Source organism: Pseudomonas taetrolens (assembly GCF_900475285.1).
Taxonomy (GTDB): domain Bacteria; phylum Pseudomonadota; class Gammaproteobacteria; order Pseudomonadales; family Pseudomonadaceae; genus Aquipseudomonas; species Aquipseudomonas taetrolens.
Window position 1 is genome coordinate 4,344,243 of the sequence record NZ_LS483370.1, and the last position, 17,776, is coordinate 4,362,018.

Below are 17,776 nucleotides of genomic sequence, written 5' to 3' on the forward strand. Positions count from 1 at the left end.
CAGGATCTGTGATCAGGATCAGCAGCCCCGCCTGTTGATCCTCGCAGTTACCCTGACAGCTCCTGTAACGCCATCAGACGCTTCAAGTCACGCAAACACACAGCGAGAGACACCGGACTGCCTGCGCATGCCTGAAAGGCTTCTCAGGCGGCAGAATGCACAACGCCAGCTCGAAAGCTGGCGTTGCGGGGTGTCGCAATCGGTAGCCGCTGCTGTACCGGCGTTAGCGCGGTACAACAGGCTTGCGGGTCGGCTTCTGACTCTTGCCGCCCTTGGCTGCCTCTTGACGCTCCTTCGCAGCTTGCTTGTTGCGGGCAAACGCTGCGGCCTTGGCCTGTTCACGCTTGTCCCACGGGTTACCGCCATCACTGGCACGTGGAGGCAGCCCCGTGTGCTGGGTGAGGATCTTGGTGGTCTTGTCCTTGGCCACTTTATGGCTACCGGCAGGTGTCGAGTTTTTGCGACGCGCGCTTTGGTAGCCATCAACCGCCGGCTGGTGCAACGGAATCAGTTGATCCTTGCCCGAGCCGATCAGATCGGCACGGCCCATGCGGGTCAAGGCTTCACGCAGCATCGGCCAGCCTTTCGGATCGTGATAGCGCAAGAACGCCTTGTGCAGGCGACGCTGCTCTTCGCTCTTGACGATGGTGACCGAGTCGCTCTTGTACGTCACCTTGCGCAGCGGGTTCTTGCCCGAGTGGTACATCGCCGTGGCGGTAGCCATTGGCGACGGGTAGAACGCCTGCACCTGGTCAGCACGGAAACCATTGCTCTTGAGCCACAGCGCAAGGTTCATCATGTCTTCGTCTTTGGTGCCCGGGTGAGCCGCGATGAAGTACGGAATCAGGTACTGCTCCTTGCCCGCTTCCTTGGTGTACTTCTCGAACATGCGCTTGAACTTGTCATAGCTGCCGATGCCCGGCTTCATCATCTGGTTGAGCGGACCTTCCTCGGTATGTTCCGGGGCGATCTTCAGGTAACCACCCACGTGGTGGGTCACCAGCTCTTTCACGTATTCCGGCGACTCGACCGCCAGGTCGTAACGCAGACCGGAAGCGATCAGGATCTTCTTCACACCCGGCAAGGCACGGGCGCTGCGATACAGCTGGATCAGCGACGAGTGGTCAGTGTTCAGGTTCGGACAAATGCCGGGGAACACGCACGATGGCTTGCGGCACGCCGATTCGATTTCCGGGGTTTTGCAGGCAATGCGATACATGTTCGCGGTCGGCCCGCCGAGGTCGGAAATCACACCGGTAAAGCCCGGGACCTTGTCGCGGATCTCTTCGATTTCGCGAATGATCGACTCTTCGGAGCGGTTCTGGATGATCCGGCCTTCGTGCTCAGTGATCGAGCAGAAAGTGCAGCCGCCAAAACAGCCACGCATGATGTTCACCGAGAAACGGATCATGTCGTAGGCCGGGATCTTCTCCTTGCCGTACGCAGGGTGCGGGACACGTGCGTAAGGCATGCCGAACACGTAATCCATTTCTTCGGTGGTCATCGGAATCGGTGGCGGGTTGAACCACACATCCACTTCACCATGCTTCTGAACCAGGGCACGGGCATTACCCGGGTTGGTTTCGAGGTGAAGCACGCGGTTGGCGTGAGCGTACAGAACCGCGTCAGCACGTACCTTCTCGACCGATGGCAGACGGATAACCGTCTTGTCACGGGTCATGCGCGGGCTGGCCAGGATCTGTACAACCTTGGCTTCGTTCGGGTCTTCAGCCGGGCCCTTTTCCTGCTCGATGGCGCAGGCCTGGGTGTCCTGGGTGTTCACGTACGGGTTGATGATCTTGTCGATCTTGCCCGGACGGTCGATACGCGTGGAGTCGACTTCATACCAGTCTTTTGGCGTATCGCGACGAATGAACGCCGTACCGCGGACATCGGTGATTTCTTCGACCTTGTGGCCGTACGACAGACGCTGGGCCACTTCGACAATGGCGCGTTCGGCGTTGCCGTACAGCAGGATATCAGCGCAGGCATCGATCAGGATCGAGTTGCGTACGCGGTCCTGCCAGTAATCGTAATGCGCGATACGGCGCAGCGAAGCCTCGATGCCGCCGAGTACGATCGGCACATGCTTGTAGGCTTCCTTGCAACGCTGGCTGTAGACCAGGCTCGCGCGATCCGGACGTTTGCCCGCCATGCCGCCTGGGGTGTAGGCGTCATCGGAGCGGATTTTTTTGTCGGCGGTGTAACGGTTGATCATCGAGTCCATGTTGCCGGCGGCAACGCCGAAGAACAGGTTCGGCTCCCCCAGCTTCATGAAGTCGTCTTTGGACTGCCAGTCAGGCTGGGCAATGATGCCCACGCGAAAACCCTGGGACTCCAGCAAGCGACCAATAATTGCCATGCCGAACGAAGGGTGATCGACATAGGCATCACCGGTCACGATGATGATGTCGCAGGAATCCCAGCCAAGCTGATCCATCTCCTCCCTGCTCATGGGCAGGAATGGTGCTGGGCCGAAACATTCGGCCCAGTACTTCGGATAGTCAAATAAAGGCTTGGCTGCTTGCATGTCGATGACCGGTGTTGAGTGCGAAAAAGGACGCGTCATTTACGAGGAAATTCGCGGTCGCGGAATATAGCACAAAATTTGATCAAATCCGACCGTGACGGTGGGTTTTGCCGACCACTGACCCCACAGCGAACTCAAAGCCCGCAGAAGCAAACACACGCTGGCAAATGAATGTGCTCGGTGGACAACCAAACACCCCGGCACAACCACGCATTAATCCGGCACTACATAACTATGACTTGTCCGCACTTATAAGATTAAACGGCGCTTTTACGCATCAGTTTTTTACTCTTTTTAAACACTACGAACGCCCTAAACTTGAGCCATTCATCAAGCAAAGGAAATGCTCATGCCCACAACTCCGCCCGCCTCTCCCGCAGCACCGTCATTAAAAGATTCACGTATCGACTTTATAAAACAACATATTCCCGACTGGCTGCTCAATGCCGACGCCTCTGCCCGAGCCAACTTCCGACGCCTGTATATTCGCCACCTCGAGCATCAACATGCGGTGGCAAACCGGCTCGCGCTATTAAAGACGCCCACGGCATTTGCCCAGCCCATTCTTGAACTGGCACTCTTGGCCCGCTTCGATTCCCCGCTCGATGTCACCCATAACTTCATCAAGATTACCCATGTTCATTCGCACCTGTTCGGGCTGTTTACGACAACCGCCGCCGCCACTCACCAAACCCTGCTGCAGGCGGCCCTGCAGAACTTCGAAGCCTCCGAAACAGAACCTGACGGATTCATCGAAGGCTCGATGCTCTACGCCCGGCTCGGCCAGGATGGCTGGCACTCGCTAAGACCCAGGCCGGAACAGTTTGCCCAAGTGTGCCGTACGCTGGATCTGGGCTCGCAGTACCAACAGCACATCCGGTCAGTCTTCAGCGCCCCGGCCCTTGAGGATGACTGGCGCCACGAGAGCCAGACACCAATTGACTTTATCGCCCACGGGAAAAGCACGCTCGAAGTCATGGCGTGTATCGCAGCCCTGAAAGGTGATATCAGCCAGTCGGCTCATACGCTGCTGACAAAGCTTGTCGCAGGCGAATCAACACTGCTCCTTCAAGGTGAATCGGTATTTTTATCCAGCATCAATTTTCTGGGCACGGTATTAACAGGACCGGTCCTGATATGTGCCCATATTACTGATAAAGCACGGCGCCAACCCTGCATTGGTTATATTCCGGTTCCTGGAGAAGCGTCGCTTAAAGAGTATGTTTCCATCGCTCACTTTGAAGCGCACCTGAGTGAACTATTACGCGTCGACAGAACGGCATTCCTGTTGCACTTTGTCCCGCTTCGCCAACAACAAACATTCAAGGAGTCATTGGCCTCTTATTACCCCAACGATACATCCCTTGAGTTAATACCCTGTAATGAGCCTCTGTTTGAACACCTCCACCAACAGCGACTCGAACGCATGCTTGACGATGCCCGGCAAATTGCCGTGCCTGTAGAAGACGTCAACATGGAAGTTCGCAACCGAAGAATCCAGACACTTGAAAGCGCAGGGTGGACACTCGCTACCCTGGCCCTCTCGCTGATCCCCGGCATAGGTGAAGCCATGCTCGCATTGACCTCAGCACATATGCTCGATCAGGTTTATCACGGCATCAAGGCCTGGTCTGACAATGACCTGAGTCTGGCAACCGAATATCTGCTGGACGTCACAGACAGCCTGGCCGAAATGGCCGTCATCGGAGCCGGCGCACACATGGTCACCTCGCGCTTGCGCAGCATCGACATGCCCGAATTCGTGACCCGCCTGGCCCCCATCAGGCTGCCCGATGGTTCCCAGAGGCTGTGGAATGTTGACCTGGCCCCTTATCAGCAAGACCTGGAGCTGCCGGCCACTGCTCTTCCCAACAAACAGGGCCTTTATGAACTCAACAGCAAAGACTACTTAAAACTGGAGCAGCAAGTGTTTGAGGTCACCCGTGAATCCTCTCAAGCCCCTTGGCGAGTGAAGCATCCAACCGACCAAACCGCCTTCTCCCCCACATTGAGCACGAACAAGTACGGGGCCTGGCGCCTTGAACAAGAACAGCCACTCACCTGGAACAATGCCAAGCTCATCAAACGACTGGGACGTTACGGCGAGGCTCTGGAGCCGGATGATGTTGATTTCATCATGTCTGCCACCGACGTCAGCACCGAGATGCTGCAACGCGTACACGCTGACAGCCTGGTGCCACCCGGACTGCTGATCGATGCGCTCAAGCGCCTGGCGATCGACCGTAAAATCAAGTCATTCATCGAAGATATCCAGCTCAACCAGACCCCTGACGCCAGTAACGCCGAGCTTTGGCTGCAACTGCTGACATCCCTGCCAGGATGGCCTGGTAATAAATCCGTGCGCTGGATTGACGATCTGGGCCAGGTCATTCGCGACTTTGGCGACACTGCGCCCAACCACACACGCCTACCGGTGACAGACGCTCAACTGCAAGCCGGGATTGCACTCGACACCCTGCTGGCCTACCTGGACCATCAAGAACTCACAACCCTGCTGGGGCATCCGCCCAGCGTTTCGTCACAAACCAACACGGCAGCACTGGGCGAAGCCATGAGTGCTTATGCGCAGATTTTCCGCCATAGGGTGTTCGAAATCCTCTACCAGTACAGTGAAGTCAGCGACGATGAATTGACCCGGGCCATCAGGCGCAGCTACCCGACGATGCCAACCAGCGTGGCCGACGAACTGATCGTGACAACCAACCCGTCAGAGCAACTCCAGTTGCTGGGCCCCAGGCCACTGCCGCTGGTGTTCAAAACCGAGGCCGATGCGTTGATGGCCAGGTTGAGTGTCAACCGGGTATACGAAGGCTTATTCCTGGACTCGGTCAGCAGCGAACAAAGCGACCTTCTGGCCTTCTCGATCTTCGAACACCTGGTGGACTGGCCCGCGGCGCTGAATATCGAGCTTCACCGAAACGCCCCCGACGGTCCGTTACTGGCAAGTACTCACACACAGAGCACCTCAACCAAAAGAATCCTGATTGCCAATGAAAACAGGTATCAAGCTCTCAGCCCGGAAGGAGAGCCCCTCGCCTCACCTGGCAGCATTTATTACGCACTGTACAACTGCCTGTCGGAATCCGAGCACCAGTCTTTGGGCCTGTCCACATTCGCGCCGGTCCATGAACTTAAACAGCGCATGGCACAGACCCGCCTGCAAGTTGATGGGCAGTCACTCGCGCGACGGCATTTACCCAATGAACGGCTTGAAACTTCCGAGCTATTCTTTCCTTCATTCCAACAACTGGATCCTAACTTCGCCATTCAGGAACCCCTGGAAGGCATTCCGCCACGGATGGATGGCATTTATCGGGGCATTTATCAAAAAATCCCAGAAGACGGTGGTTTTGTTCGCAACTTCATCAAGGTGCATGCCTGGACCTTTCAAGTGGAACTCACACGCCTTGGCTGGCGCCTGATAGATGCCCGCAACCCATTCCGCAGTTACAAGCCATTGATCCGCCGCACAGCGGATGACAGCTGGGAGCTGGATCGGGACAGCGGGCTTAAAGGCGGGTCTCCTGGCATTGGAAGCTCACGGGTAAACGTCGAGGAAAGCTCCACAGACCCATTCGTTACGGCAAGTGAACGGCCATGGACCGAATACACTCCTCGTGAAAGCTCGATCATGCGCAACACCGACAACTACCAGCACGCTCGCAATCAGCCCGGGACCTATGAGCGCGCGGAGAACGGACGCTATCCACTTCGTGACTTGCTGGGCAACCCCTTGCGTATTCGCTCCATCCAGACCCGAGCCCGCTCAACGACATCCAGTACCCGCTATAACAGCGAATTAATCAGGCCTTATATCCAGTGGGAAGGTTATGAAGCGGTGGGCAGTCTTTATGAAGAAAAACTCCATCTGCGCACATTTACCCACTCCGACATTCAAGTGGAGGGCGAACAACTGCTGGTCGGTCAATCGATGGTCACAGCCAAGATCCGGCTCAACAAAGGGGAAGTGCTGGGGGTTTATTCAGGGGAACTGATCCCTTATCACATTGCCCATCGCCGCAGAGATCCGTACATCATCGATGTGATGCTAAAGAAATCGTCGACAACCCACCCCAGGGTCATGCCAGTGGTTTTGTCCGGCACCAACATTCTGTCGCGAATCAACACAACGTTTGAATACGCCAATGGCAGGCCGGTCAGGCAGGCTGCCAGTGGCTATAACGTTGAGATCGCGCCTTTCGTGGTCGAAACCCTTAACACCGAGGGCGTCAAAGAGAAGTACATGCTGACGGGCATGTTCGCCAGCGAGACCATTGAGCCCGGTACGGAGCTGCGCTGGAACTACGCCTACACCGAACGGGACATCCAGCATTTGTTCTCTTGAACAATACCGCTGCTCACAACCGGCCCCTGATCAGGCCACCAGCCGTATCAGGCGATTAATCGTCATCAAAGTTGTAGCTGCCCGGCGCCAGGTTTTCAAAACGCGTGTACTTGCCGATGAATGCCAGGCGCGTGGTACCGATAGGGCCGTTACGCTGCTTGCCGATGATGATTTCAGCAATGCCCTTGTGCTCGGTTTCGGGGTGATACACCTCATCCCGATACACGAACATGATGACGTCGGCATCCTGCTCGATGGCTCCGGATTCACGCAAGTCTGAGTTGATCGGGCGCTTGTTCGGACGCTGTTCAAGGGAACGGTTGAGCTGCGAGAGCGCCACCACCGGGCAATTGAACTCTTTGGCCAGCGCTTTCAACGAGCGGGAGATCTCGGAGATTTCGTTGGTCCGGTTATCACCGCCAGAACCCGGAATCTGCATCAACTGCAGGTAGTCGATCATGATCAGGCCGATGTCCCCGTGCTCACGCACCAGGCGTCGAGTCCGCGCCCGCATTTCCGAAGGGCTGATGCCCGCAGTGTCATCGATAAACAGCTTGCGGTCATTGAGCAGGTTGACCGCCGAGGTCAGGCGCGGCCAATCGTCATCCTCAAGTCGACCCGCCCGCACCTTGGTCTGGTCGATGCGCCCCAGGGAAGACAACATACGCATGATCAGCGATTCACCTGGCATCTCGAGCGAGTAAACCAGCACCGCTTTCTCACTGCGTAATACAGCGTTTTCCACCAGGTTCATCGCAAACGTGGTTTTACCCATCGATGGACGCCCGGCGACGATGATCAAGTCTGCTGGCTGCAAGCCGCTGGTCATGCCATCCAGGTCGGTATAACCCGTGGACAGGCCGGTGATGGCGTTGTCGGTGTTGAACAACGTGTCGATACGGTCAATGGCCTTGGTCAGCAGGTCATTCACGCTCACCGGGCCACCGGTTTTTGGCCGGGCCTCGGCAATCGCAAAGATCTGGCGCTCTGCCTCGTCGAGAATTTCCTCGGCGCTGCGGCCTTCAGGGTTGAAGGCACTGTCGGCAATCTCGGTACTGATGCCGATGAGCTGGCGCAAGGTTGCACGCTGACGCACGATCTGCGCGTACGCCTTGATGTTGGCGACCGACGGCGTGTTTTTTGCCAGCTCTCCCAGGTAACCCAGGCCACCGACTTGCGACGTCTGACCTTCCTTGTCCAATTGCTCGGCAAGGGTCACGACGTCGATCGGGGAGTTCTGGTCTGCCAGCTTGGCGATGGCACGGAAAATCAGGCGGTGGTCATGTCGATAGAAATCACCGTCCGAGACCTGATCCAGCACGCGTTCCCAGGCGTTGTTATCCAGCATCAAACCACCGAGCACAGCCTGTTCGGCCTCGATGGAATGCGGAGGCACCTTCAGGGCTGCGGTTTGTAGATCGTATTGCTCAGGAGCGGAGATATCGTTCATGGCCACTTGGAATAGGTAAAAAAACAGGAACTGCACAAAAACAAAAGGCACGACCTGTAAACAGGATCGTGCCCGATGTTAACCGTCCGGCACACAAGGTGCCAGTCAGTTAAGACTGCTTAAGCAGCTACCACAACAACGCGTACGGTTGCTTCAACTTCGGCGTGCAGGTGCACGGCCACGTCGAATTCGCCAACGTTGCGGATAGTGCCGTTCGGCAGACGAACTTCGCTCTTAGCAACTTCAACGCCGGAGGCGGTCAGTGCATCAGCGATGTCGTGAGTACCGATCGAACCGAACAGCTTGCCTTCGTCGCCAGCGGTGGCAGTGATAGTCACTTCCAGCTCAGCCAGTTGGGCAGCGCGTGTTTCAGCCGAAGCTTTCTTGTCTGCAGCAGCTTGTTCCAGCTCAGCACGACGCTCTTCAAACGCAGCCAGGTTGGCAGCGGTTGCAGCGGTAGCTTTGCCGTACGGCAGCAGGTAGTTACGACCGTAACCGGCCTTAACATTTACTTTGTCGCCCAGGTTGCCCAGGTTAGCGACTTTTTCCAGAAGGATCAGTTGCATGTGAAAATCCTCTTAACTTTTAACCTTCACCGTCCGCAGAGTCTTTATCAGCGTCTTTCGGCGCCAGACGTCCGCGAAAATCAATCAGGCTGTCGACAATGGCCAAGACCACGAGCAACGGATAGATCAGCTGCATAAACAGCAACAGCGTGACGTACAACCCCACCAGCCAGAAACGGCCCAGTCGCTTTTGCGCCACCAGCCCATGAATCAGGGCCAGCCCGGCGAAGAACAACGCTACGCTGCACAACGGCGTAAGCATGGCCATTTGAGGACCGAAGTTCGGCCCTACAAGCATGCACGCCAGCAACAGTAACGCTGGACCAAGCGGTAGGCGGATGCTGCGAAACTCGCTGGCAAAACCGCCCGGGTTGTACAACAACGCCTGCCAATAACGCCCGATAATCAGGGCTAGCACGCTGACGACCTGCATCAAAGCTGCAATCAAACCGGTGAGTACGGGTGCAACCAATGCTCCAAGGCGCGCTCGCTCTACGTCAGATAACTTGTCGTAGAGACCACTGAGGACCTGCGGCAGAAGTTTTTCCAACTCCTGCGCCATCACACCAATGGGTTCGCGGAAAACCGTGCCCAGGATCACGCCATACACCACACCCAACGCCACGCTGACCAGCAGCACGCGATACCAGGGCTGACCGGCGCGTAACAACATCGCCAATCCCAGAGTTCCCAGCAGCACCATGAGGGTGCGAGGTTCTCCGATAAACCACCAGACCAAGGCCGGCAGTAAAGCCCATGTGAGGATGCTAAAGGCATCTCTCGGACCGCGCCGCAGAAGCACAAGGCATCCCGCAGCAGCACTCAACCAGAACAAAAACGGCAATGCCGCACATCCGGCCACGATTAACGTGGCCTGCACACGGCCTCGCATGATGAACTCAGCTAAGGCGCGCATGCTTTCAATCCCTTACTACTTGTCGACTGCCCGGTCTCAGCGGCCGTGGCTGTCGGTGTAGGCCAGCAGGGCCAGGAAGCGGGCGCGCTTGATAGCGGTGGCCAGCTGACGCTGATAACGAGCTTTGGTACCGGTGATACGGCTTGGAACAATTTTGCCGGTCTCGGATACGTAAGCTTTCAGAGTGTTGAGATCCTTGTAATCGATCTCTTTCACTTCTTCTGCGGTGAAGCGGCAGAATTTACGACGACGGAAGAAACGTGCCATGTAATTGGCTCCTCAAAAGGTCCGTGGATTACTCGTCAGCGTTATCGCTGGCGTCGCTGTTATCGCTGTCATCGCCATCGGCGCTGTCAGAATGCTCAGGACGGTCACGACGCTCACGGCGCTCACTGCGGTTCTCTTCAGCCTTGAGCATCTCGGACTGGCCAGTTACGGCTTCGTCGCGACGGATGACCAGGTTACGGATCACAGCATCGTTGTAACGGAAGTTGTCTTCCAGCTCAGCCAGGGCTTTGCCAGTGCACTCAACGTTCAGCATCACGTAGTGAGCCTTGTGAACATTGTTGATTGCGTAGGCCAGTTGACGACGGCCCCAATCTTCCAGACGGTGGATTTTGCCGCCGTCTTCTTCGATCAGCTTGGTGTAACGCTCTACCATGCCGCCGACTTGTTCGCTTTGATCCGGGTGGACCAAAAAGATGATTTCGTAATGACGCATGAATGCTCCTTACGGGTTGTAGCCTGCCGCTAACTGAAAGCGGGTCAGACAAGGAGTGAATGACACTTGTGTGTCTTGCCTAGAGAGGCACATATGCGCCCGCCATGACGGCAAGGGGCGCAATTGTAGAGAAGGGACAAGAGGCGCGCAAGGCAATTGGTGATTATTTGAGCAATCCTGCCTCACAATCACCACAAACACTGTAGCCGCTGCCGCAGATGCGAAGCGACCCCGCCCTTGAAGGGCCTTCGGCCCTTATCGCAGTCCTCGGCAATGGCTACAGATGGCGTTACTTCTTCTTGGAGGAAGACGCTGCCTTGACGCTGCGCTGGCGCAGGGCTTCGAACAGGCACACGCCGGTAGCCACGGAAACGTTCAGGCTGCTGACGCTACCAGCCATTGGCAGCCGCACCAGGTAATCGCAGTGCTCACGGGTCAGGCGGCGCATGCCTTTGCCTTCTGCACCCATGATCAGGATAGTCGGGCCGGTCAGGTCTTGCTCGTACAGCTCCTGCTCGGCTTCGCCAGCCGTGCCGACGATCCACAAACCGCGCTGCTGAAGCTTCTTCAGCGTGGCAGCCAGGTTGGTGACTGCGACCAACGGAATAACCTCTGCCGCGCCGCAAGCCACTTTTCGTACAGTCGGGGTCAGGGTTGCTGACTTGTCCTTCGGTACGATAACGGCCAGCGCGCCAGCCGCATCGGCGGTACGCAAGCAGGCCCCCAGATTGTGCGGATCCGTCACGCCATCCAGCACCAGAATCAGTGGAGCACCTTCGGTGCGATCCAGCAGCTCATTGAGCATGGCCTCGCCCCACACCTGGCTCGGACTGACATCTGCCACGACACCCTGGTGCACGCCTTCGACCCAAACGTCCATTTCGCGACGTTCGGCGTTACCCACCGGAACCCGGCTTTCGTCAGCCAGCGCAATCAAGGTCTGCACGCGAGGGTCGCTACGACCCTCAGCCAGCCACACTTGCTTGACGCGTTTTGGGTGGTGACGCAGCAACGCCTCTACAGCGTGAATGCCGTAGATTTTTTCCAACTGACTCATGGTTTGGCCTTAGGTTTGCGCGCCCCGCCGCTTTTGGCAGCAGGAGCGGTGCCCGTTTTTGGCGGGCCTTTACGATGTTTGCTCGGCTTGGAAGGCTTGCCTGCATCTTTAGCAGGCGCCACCCTCCCCGACTTTCCCGGCTCCGATGTCCGACCGCCGCTTTTCGATTCGGCCAACAACGCCTGCTTCAATTCACGGCTTTTGCGCAGCTCGGCATTCTTTGCCGCCGCATCGCTTGAGCGATAGACGTCATCAGAGCCTTTAGTCGTTTTCTTCGCTGGCGCACGACGGCTGGTTTTCGCAGGCTCCGCAGGCTTTTCAGTCTCGTAGCTGCTTGGCTTGCCAGCCGGCTTGGTCTTGGCCGCCGGCTTTTCAGTGCCACGGTTTTTACGACCGATCGGCGCACTGAGGGTTTTCTCAGCCATTTCGAAGTCGATTTTGCGCTCATCGAGATCAACACGCATCACGCGCACTTCAACCGTGTCGCCCAAGCGGAAGCTACGACCGGTGCGCTCGCCCGCCAAGCGGTGATGCACAGGGTCGAAGTGGTAGTAGTCACCTGGCAAGGCGGTTACGTGAACCAGACCTTCGACGTAGATGTCCGTCAATTCGACGAACAGGCCGAAACCCGTCACCGCAGTCACCACGCCCGGGAACGATTCGCCAACGCGATCCTTCATGAACTCGCATTTGAGCCAATTGGTCACGTCACGCGTTGCTTCGTCCGCACGACGCTCACTCATGGAACACTGCTCGCCGAGCTGCTCCAGAATGGCCTCGTCGTACGGATAGATACGCGCCTTGGGGATCGTCATCGCACCCGCACGACGAACGTGCGGGGTGTCCATTTTGGAATGGATTACGCTACGAATCGCCCGGTGCGTGAGCAAGTCCGGGTAGCGGCGAATCGGCGAGGTGAAGTGGGTATAGGCTTCATAATTCAGACCGAAGTGGCCCTGGTTATCAGCGCTGTACACTGCCTGACTCAACGAACGCAGCATGACGGTCTGGATCAGGTGGAAGTCCGGACGATCCTTGATGCTGGCCAGCAACGCCTGATAATCCTTCGGCGATGGACCATCCTTGCCTTTGTGCAAGGACAGACCCAGCTCACCCAGGAAGGCGCGCAGTTTTTCCAGACGCTCAGGCGGCGGACCATCATGCACACGATAGAGTGCAGGAATTTCGTGCTTTTTGAGGAATTCGGCGGTGGCCACGTTGGCCGCCAGCATGCATTCTTCAATCAGCTTGTGAGCGTCATTACGCGTCGTCGGGCGAATTTCAGCAATTTTGCGCTCGGAACCGAAGATGATCCGGGTTTCCTGCGTTTCAAAATCAATCGCGCCACGGGTATGACGGGCAGCCAGCAGAACCTTGTACAGCGAGTAAAGCTGCTTGAGGTGCGGCACAACATCAGCGTATTCGCCGCGCAGCTGCTTGGCTTCGCTGGTTTTCGGCTGTTCCAGGATGGTGCTGACTTTGTTGTAGGTCAGACGCGCCTGAGAATGGATCACCGCTTCGTAGAACTGGTAGTCCGTCATTTCGCCGGTCTTGGAGAGGGTCATTTCACAAACCATCGCCAAACGATCGACTTTCGGGTTCAAGGAGCACAACCCGTTGGATAGCTGCTCCGGCAGCATCGGGATCACGCGCTCAGGGAAGTACACCGAGTTACCACGAACCTGTGATTCGGCATCCAGCGCCGAACCGATTTTCACGTAGCTGGAGACATCGGCAATCGCCACGTACAACTTCCAGCCACCCGAGAACAGTCGCAGCTTGCCCGGCTTGGCTTCGCAGTAAACCGCATCATCGAAGTCCCGAGCATCTTCGCCGTCAATGGTGACGAACGGCAGATGACGCAGGTCGATGCGCTTCTCTTTGTCCTTTTCCTCGACTTCCGGCTTGAGTTTGGCGGCTTCCTTGAGCACGGCTTCCGGCCAGACGTGCGGAATATCGTAGGTGCGCAGGGCAATGTCGATTTCCATGCCTGGCGCCATGTAGTTGCCCACCACTTCGAGCACATCGCCTTGCGGCTGGAAGCGCGGCGTCGGCCAGTGAGTGATCTTCACTTCAACGAACTGACCTACCTTGGCGCCAGCGTTGCGACCCGGCGTTACCAGCACTTCCTGCTGGATTTTCGGGTTATCGGCCACTACAAAGCCAATGCCACCTTCTTCGAAGTAGCGACCCACGATGGTTTCGTGAGCACGCGAGACCACTTCCACAATCACGCCTTCACGGCGACCACGACGATCAAGACCCGAAACACGGGCCAGCGCACGGTCGCCATCGAACACCAGGCGCATTTGCGACGGACTCATGAACAGGTCGTCGCTGCCGTCATCCGGGATCAGGAAGCCAAAGCCGTCGCGGTGACCGCTGATGCGACCGAGAATCAGGTCGAGCTTGTCCACCGGCGCATAAGTGCCCCGACGGGTGTAAATCAGCTGGGCATCGCGCTCCATAGCACGCAGGCGACGACGCAGGGCCTCTATCTGGTCTTCAGTAGTCAGACCGAACTCTTCTACCAACTGCTCACGAGCAGCCGGCGAACCACGCTCGGCCAGATGCTGAAGGATCAGCTCGCGGCTAGGGATAGGGTTATCGTATTTTTCCGCTTCACGTGCGGCCTCGGGATCGAGGGTCTGCCAATCGGCCATTAGATAGTTTTCACCTTGTCTATATGCGGGTTAGTTTGGCATACGCGTATTGAAACGGGAAATTTCAGGCTCACTCAATGCCGTATTAGCCCTTTCTGACGCGCTTTGCTGCTGCCCACCCACCGTTCGCGAAATATTTTGGATATTTTTATTCACAACGCTTTACAGGTCAAAGGGGTATCCGTATAGTGCGCGCCATCGACAACGGCAACGTTGAAGATGCTGCCCAGATGGTGAAATTGGTAGACACGCCAGCTTCAGGTGCTGGTGACCGCAAGGTCGTGGAAGTTCGAGTCTTCTTCTGGGCACCAATTTAGAGATGGAGATTAGTACAATCTCCAGCCTCACACAAAAACCCGCGAAAGCGGGTTTTTGCATTCTAAGCCACTGATTTATTAAAACTAAAACAGGGGTTTACAGATTTAAAAGCTATCCGTATAGTGCGCCACATCAACAGCGGCAACGTTGCTGATACTGCCCAGATGGTGAAATTGGTAGACACGCCAGCTTCAGGTGCTGGTGACCGCAAGGTCGTGGAAGTTCGAGTCTTCTTCTGGGCACCAATTCAGGTTTGCAGATTCACGCTGTAAACCACTCAAAAAGCCCGCGACAGCGGGCTTTTTAGTTTCCGATGCGCCGCCACCAGAAATACCTTCCGCCAGCCGTCCAGGCTGCATGCACCACTTCCTCTCGCAGCTTTCGGCAACACGCTGTAAACCCTCCCCTCCACGGGCATCACAGTTCGTCGCACTTGCACAATTCGACGCTGGGTCAATCGCACTTGAGAAACAATATCGTTTATTATTGTTACAAGTTTTGTAGTACCCAAGCGAGGAACCCAGCGAATGATGCTCCGAAATACCCAGCTTGCGACATGGCTTGTGCGCGGCTTGTCCATCGCCGCTCTTGGTCTGACCCTGACCGCTCCCTCCACCTACGCTGCCGATCCTGTGTCTCTGACGCTGTACAACGGTCAACACAAGGAAGTCGGCGACAACCTCGCCGCAGCCTTCGAAGCCAAGACTGGCATTCACGTCAACGTGCGCAAAGGCAGCAGCAACCAACTGGCCAGCCAGATTGTCGAGGAAGGCGACCGCTCCCCGGCGGACGTGATCTACACCGAAGAATCCCCTCCCCTGAACAATCTGGGCGAGCAGGGTTTTTTGGCCAAGATCGACGCCAGCACACTTGATGTGCTGCCCAAGGAATACGTAGGCGCCAATGGCACCTGGATGGGCGTAACGGCACGTACCCGCGTGGTGGCATTCAACCCCAAACTGATCAAGGAAGAAGAGCTGCCCAAGTCGGTACTGGATTTCGCTGACCCTGAATGGCAAGGCAAGGTGGGTTTTGTACCTACCAGCGGCGCATTCCAGGAGCAGGCGGTGGCCATCATCAAGCTTCACGGACGTGAGGCCGCCGAAGAATGGCTGACAGGGCTGCGGGCGTTCGGCAAAACCTACACCAACAACATGGTTGCCCTGAAAGCAGTCGAAAATGGCGAAGTGGCCAGCGTACTGGTGAACAACTACTACTGGTTTGCCCTGGAGAAAGAAAAAGGCAAGCTGGACTCCAAACTGCACTACTTCACCGATGGCGATGCCGGCGGCCTGATTACCGTGTCCAGCGCAGCCGCGCTGAAATCCAGCAAACACCCGAAAGAAGCGCAACAACTGCTGGCATTCATGGCCAGCGAAGAAGGTCAGCGCGTGATCACCAACACTTCGGCGGAATACCCGATGCGTAAAGGCATGGTCTCGGATCGCGGCCTTAAACCGTTTGAAGAGCTGCAGCCACCCAAAGTGACGCCGACCGACCTGGGCAATGCTGAAGAAGCGCTGGAGCTCGAACGCGACGTTGGCTTGCTCTGATGCTGTCCGCCACTCAATCCGCACGCTTTATCCCTAAACGCAAACGACCTTCGATCTGGCTATTGCTGCCTGTCGCACTGCTGGTGGGCTTAAGCCTGTTGCCATTGTGGTATGTCGGCAGCAAAACCTGGGAGGCCGGCTGGGCACAAGCGGTGAACCTGTTGTGGCGGCCTTATGTCTTTGGCTTGATGCGCAACACATTGATGCTGATGGTCGGCGTCACCGTGACCTGCGCACTGCTCGGGCTTACGCTGGCCTGGTTGCTGGAGCGCAGCAACCTGCCGGGACGACGCCTGTGGGGCGTGATCCTGTGCTTGCCGTTTGCCGTCCCTGCGTTCGTCAGCAGCTTTACCTGGGTCTCGCTCAGCTCGAGCTTCGAGGGCCTGGGCGGAGCCATTCTGGTCATGAGCCTGTCCAAGTACCCGCTGATTTTCCTGCCGGTCGCAGCCACCCTGCGCAACCTGGACCCAGCCCTGGAAGAATCGGCCCGTACACTGGGACAGAGCCGCTGGGGGGTGTTTTTCCGGATCACCTTGCCGCTGCTTTGGCCCTCGCTGCTGGCCGGCTCTCTACTGATTGCCCTGCACATGCTGGTGGAGTTCGGTGCGCTGTCGATCATTGGCCTGCAAACCTTCACCACCGCGATTTACCAACAGTTCGAACTGGAGTTCAGCAACGCCAACGCAGCCATGCTCTCGGCGGTGCTGCTGGTAATGTGCCTGAGCCTGTTATGGCTGGAATTGAAAGTACGCGGCAAAGGCCGACACATCCGCATCGGCCAGGGCGCCGCACGGCATGCCGAACAGGTGCGCCTGGGCAAATTTGCCGTAGTGGGCCAGCTGTATTGCCTGGCTCTGGCCGTTATCGGCAGCGGCATCCCCCTGGGCATGCTGGCGTACTGGCTAGTCAAAGGCAGCTCGGCGGCATTTCCGGTGGCAGCCATTGCCGAAGCGCTGCTTTCGTCCTTGTCACTGGCTCTAGGCGGCGCCGCACTGTGCCTGGTGCTGGCGGTTCCGGTGGGCTTGCTGGTGGTGCGCTACAAAGGGCAGCTGGCGATCTGGGCCGAACGCCTGCCGTATTTGCTGCATGCACTGCCCGGCCTGGTCATCGCATTGGCATTGGTGTATTTCGCCCTGCACTACGTACCGGCGCTGTATCAAACCTCTGCCCTGCTGCTGATTGCCTACGCCTTGTTGTTTTTGCCATTGGCTCAGGCACCGATCCGTACCGCACTGAACAAGGCCGCGCCACAACTTGAAGAAGCCGCACGCACCTTGGGAGCCTCGTCGTTCTCTGCGTTTTGCCGGGTGACCCTGCCGATCATCTTCCCAGCCCTGGGCGCCGCCTTTGCGCTGGTGTTCCTGGACGCCATGAAGGAACTGACCGCGACCTTGCTGCTCAGCCCGACCGGACTTAACACTCTGGCCACGCAAGTCTGGGCCCACACCTCAAACGTCGAATTCGCCGCAGCTGCACCCTATGCGGCGCTATTGATTCTGGTGTCGGGGTTACCGGTGTATTTACTGACGACGAAGATGTACTTGAGCCGCTGAGACGATCTGTTGCCGCAACGGCTTTGCAAACAGCACCAAACGACAAAGGGCCCCGAAGGGCCCTTTGTTTTACATCTGCGACG

The 17,776-nt window shown here is 57.1% G+C and carries 11 protein-coding genes and 2 tRNA genes; 5 read left to right on the forward strand and 8 right to left on the reverse strand.

The genetic code is table 11. The features are described from left to right. Window positions 1–223: 223 nt before the first annotated feature. Entirely contained in the window at window positions 224–2,530 is a 2,307-nt protein-coding gene (locus tag DQN55_RS20045; protein ID WP_048382742.1) for a YgiQ family radical SAM protein, read from the reverse strand. A gap of 349 nt (window positions 2,531–2,879) precedes the next feature. Between DQN55_RS20045 and DQN55_RS20050 the strand changes: the two genes are divergently transcribed. Continuing rightward, a complete protein-coding gene (locus DQN55_RS20050; RefSeq protein WP_048382743.1) occupies window positions 2,880–6,896 on the forward strand; it encodes a dermonecrotic toxin domain-containing protein in 4,017 nt (1,338 codons plus the stop codon). Between the two features lie 55 nt (window positions 6,897–6,951). On the opposite strand, the gene dnaB is transcribed toward DQN55_RS20050, so the two are convergent. From dnaB to rnr, 7 genes are all read right to left on the reverse strand, one after another. Further along, on the reverse strand, window positions 6,952–8,346 hold the full coding sequence (gene dnaB, locus DQN55_RS20055; RefSeq protein WP_016783319.1) for a replicative DNA helicase: 1,395 nt from the start codon (window positions 8,344–8,346) through the stop codon (window positions 6,952–6,954). Between the two features lie 119 nt (window positions 8,347–8,465). Continuing rightward, window positions 8,466–8,912, reverse strand: coding sequence for a 50S ribosomal protein L9 (gene rplI, locus DQN55_RS20060; RefSeq protein ID WP_003439047.1), 447 nt, complete (start codon window positions 8,910–8,912; stop codon window positions 8,466–8,468). A gap of 19 nt (window positions 8,913–8,931) precedes the next feature. Next, window positions 8,932–9,828: a YybS family protein gene (locus tag DQN55_RS20065; RefSeq protein WP_048382744.1), complete on the reverse strand. Its 897-nt coding sequence runs from the start codon at window positions 9,826–9,828 to the stop codon at window positions 8,932–8,934. A gap of 36 nt (window positions 9,829–9,864) precedes the next feature. Further along, window positions 9,865–10,095, reverse strand: coding sequence for a 30S ribosomal protein S18 (gene rpsR, locus DQN55_RS20070; RefSeq protein WP_003171373.1), 231 nt, complete (start codon window positions 10,093–10,095; stop codon window positions 9,865–9,867). Window positions 10,096–10,123: 28 nt separating this feature from the next. Next, the gene (rpsF, locus tag DQN55_RS20075) at window positions 10,124–10,549 is read right to left on the reverse strand and encodes a 30S ribosomal protein S6 (protein ID WP_003439045.1); all 426 of its coding nucleotides are present in this window, start codon (window positions 10,547–10,549) and stop codon (window positions 10,124–10,126) included. Between the two features lie 289 nt (window positions 10,550–10,838). Then, window positions 10,839–11,606: a 23S rRNA (guanosine(2251)-2'-O)-methyltransferase RlmB gene (rlmB, locus tag DQN55_RS20080; RefSeq protein WP_048382746.1), complete on the reverse strand. Its 768-nt coding sequence runs from the start codon at window positions 11,604–11,606 to the stop codon at window positions 10,839–10,841. Further along, window positions 11,603–14,269, reverse strand: coding sequence for a ribonuclease R (gene rnr / locus DQN55_RS20085; RefSeq protein ID WP_048382747.1), 2,667 nt, complete (start codon window positions 14,267–14,269; stop codon window positions 11,603–11,605). Before rnr ends, rlmB begins: the two co-directional genes overlap by 4 nt. A 224-nt stretch (window positions 14,270–14,493) precedes the next feature. On the opposite strand from rnr, the gene DQN55_RS20090 reads away from it, so the two are divergent. From DQN55_RS20090 to DQN55_RS20105, 4 genes are all read left to right on the forward strand, one after another. Continuing rightward, window positions 14,494–14,580, forward strand: a tRNA-Leu gene (locus DQN55_RS20090). A 165-nt stretch (window positions 14,581–14,745) separates the two neighbouring features. Further along, window positions 14,746–14,832: transfer RNA gene (locus DQN55_RS20095), tRNA-Leu, on the forward strand. Window positions 14,833–15,114: 282 nt separating this feature from the next. Further along, entirely contained in the window at window positions 15,115–16,140 is a 1,026-nt protein-coding gene (locus DQN55_RS20100; protein WP_048382748.1) for an iron ABC transporter substrate-binding protein, read from the forward strand. Next, window positions 16,140–17,693 (forward strand): ABC transporter permease, encoded by a 1,554-nt coding sequence (locus DQN55_RS20105; RefSeq protein WP_074703052.1) that lies wholly within the window; start codon window positions 16,140–16,142, stop codon window positions 17,691–17,693. Before DQN55_RS20100 ends, DQN55_RS20105 begins: the two co-directional genes overlap by 1 nt. The last annotated feature ends 83 nt before the right edge of the window (window positions 17,694–17,776 follow it).

Coding starts and splice junctions, on each gene's coding strand:
- DQN55_RS20100 (WP_048382748.1), top strand. CDS start 15,115: ATGATGCTCCGAAATACCCAGCTTGCGACATGGCTTGTGCGCGGCTTG.
- rplI (WP_003439047.1), bottom strand. CDS start 8,912: ATGCAACTGATCCTTCTGGAAAAAGTCGCTAACCTGGGCAACCTGGGC.
- DQN55_RS20045 (WP_048382742.1), bottom strand. CDS start 2,530: ATGCAAGCAGCCAAGCCTTTATTTGACTATCCGAAGTACTGGGCCGAA.
- rpsF (WP_003439045.1), bottom strand. CDS start 10,549: ATGCGTCATTACGAAATCATCTTTTTGGTCCACCCGGATCAAAGCGAA.
- DQN55_RS20050 (WP_048382743.1), top strand. CDS start 2,880: ATGCCCACAACTCCGCCCGCCTCTCCCGCAGCACCGTCATTAAAAGAT.
- dnaB (WP_016783319.1), bottom strand. CDS start 8,346: ATGAACGATATCTCCGCTCCTGAGCAATACGATCTACAAACCGCAGCC.
- rlmB (WP_048382746.1), bottom strand. CDS start 11,606: ATGAGTCAGTTGGAAAAAATCTACGGCATTCACGCTGTAGAGGCGTTG.
- DQN55_RS20065 (WP_048382744.1), bottom strand. CDS start 9,828: ATGCGCGCCTTAGCTGAGTTCATCATGCGAGGCCGTGTGCAGGCCACG.
- rnr (WP_048382747.1), bottom strand. CDS start 14,269: ATGGCCGATTGGCAGACCCTCGATCCCGAGGCCGCACGTGAAGCGGAA.
- rpsR (WP_003171373.1), bottom strand. CDS start 10,095: ATGGCACGTTTCTTCCGTCGTCGTAAATTCTGCCGCTTCACCGCAGAA.
- DQN55_RS20105 (WP_074703052.1), top strand. CDS start 16,140: ATGCTGTCCGCCACTCAATCCGCACGCTTTATCCCTAAACGCAAACGA.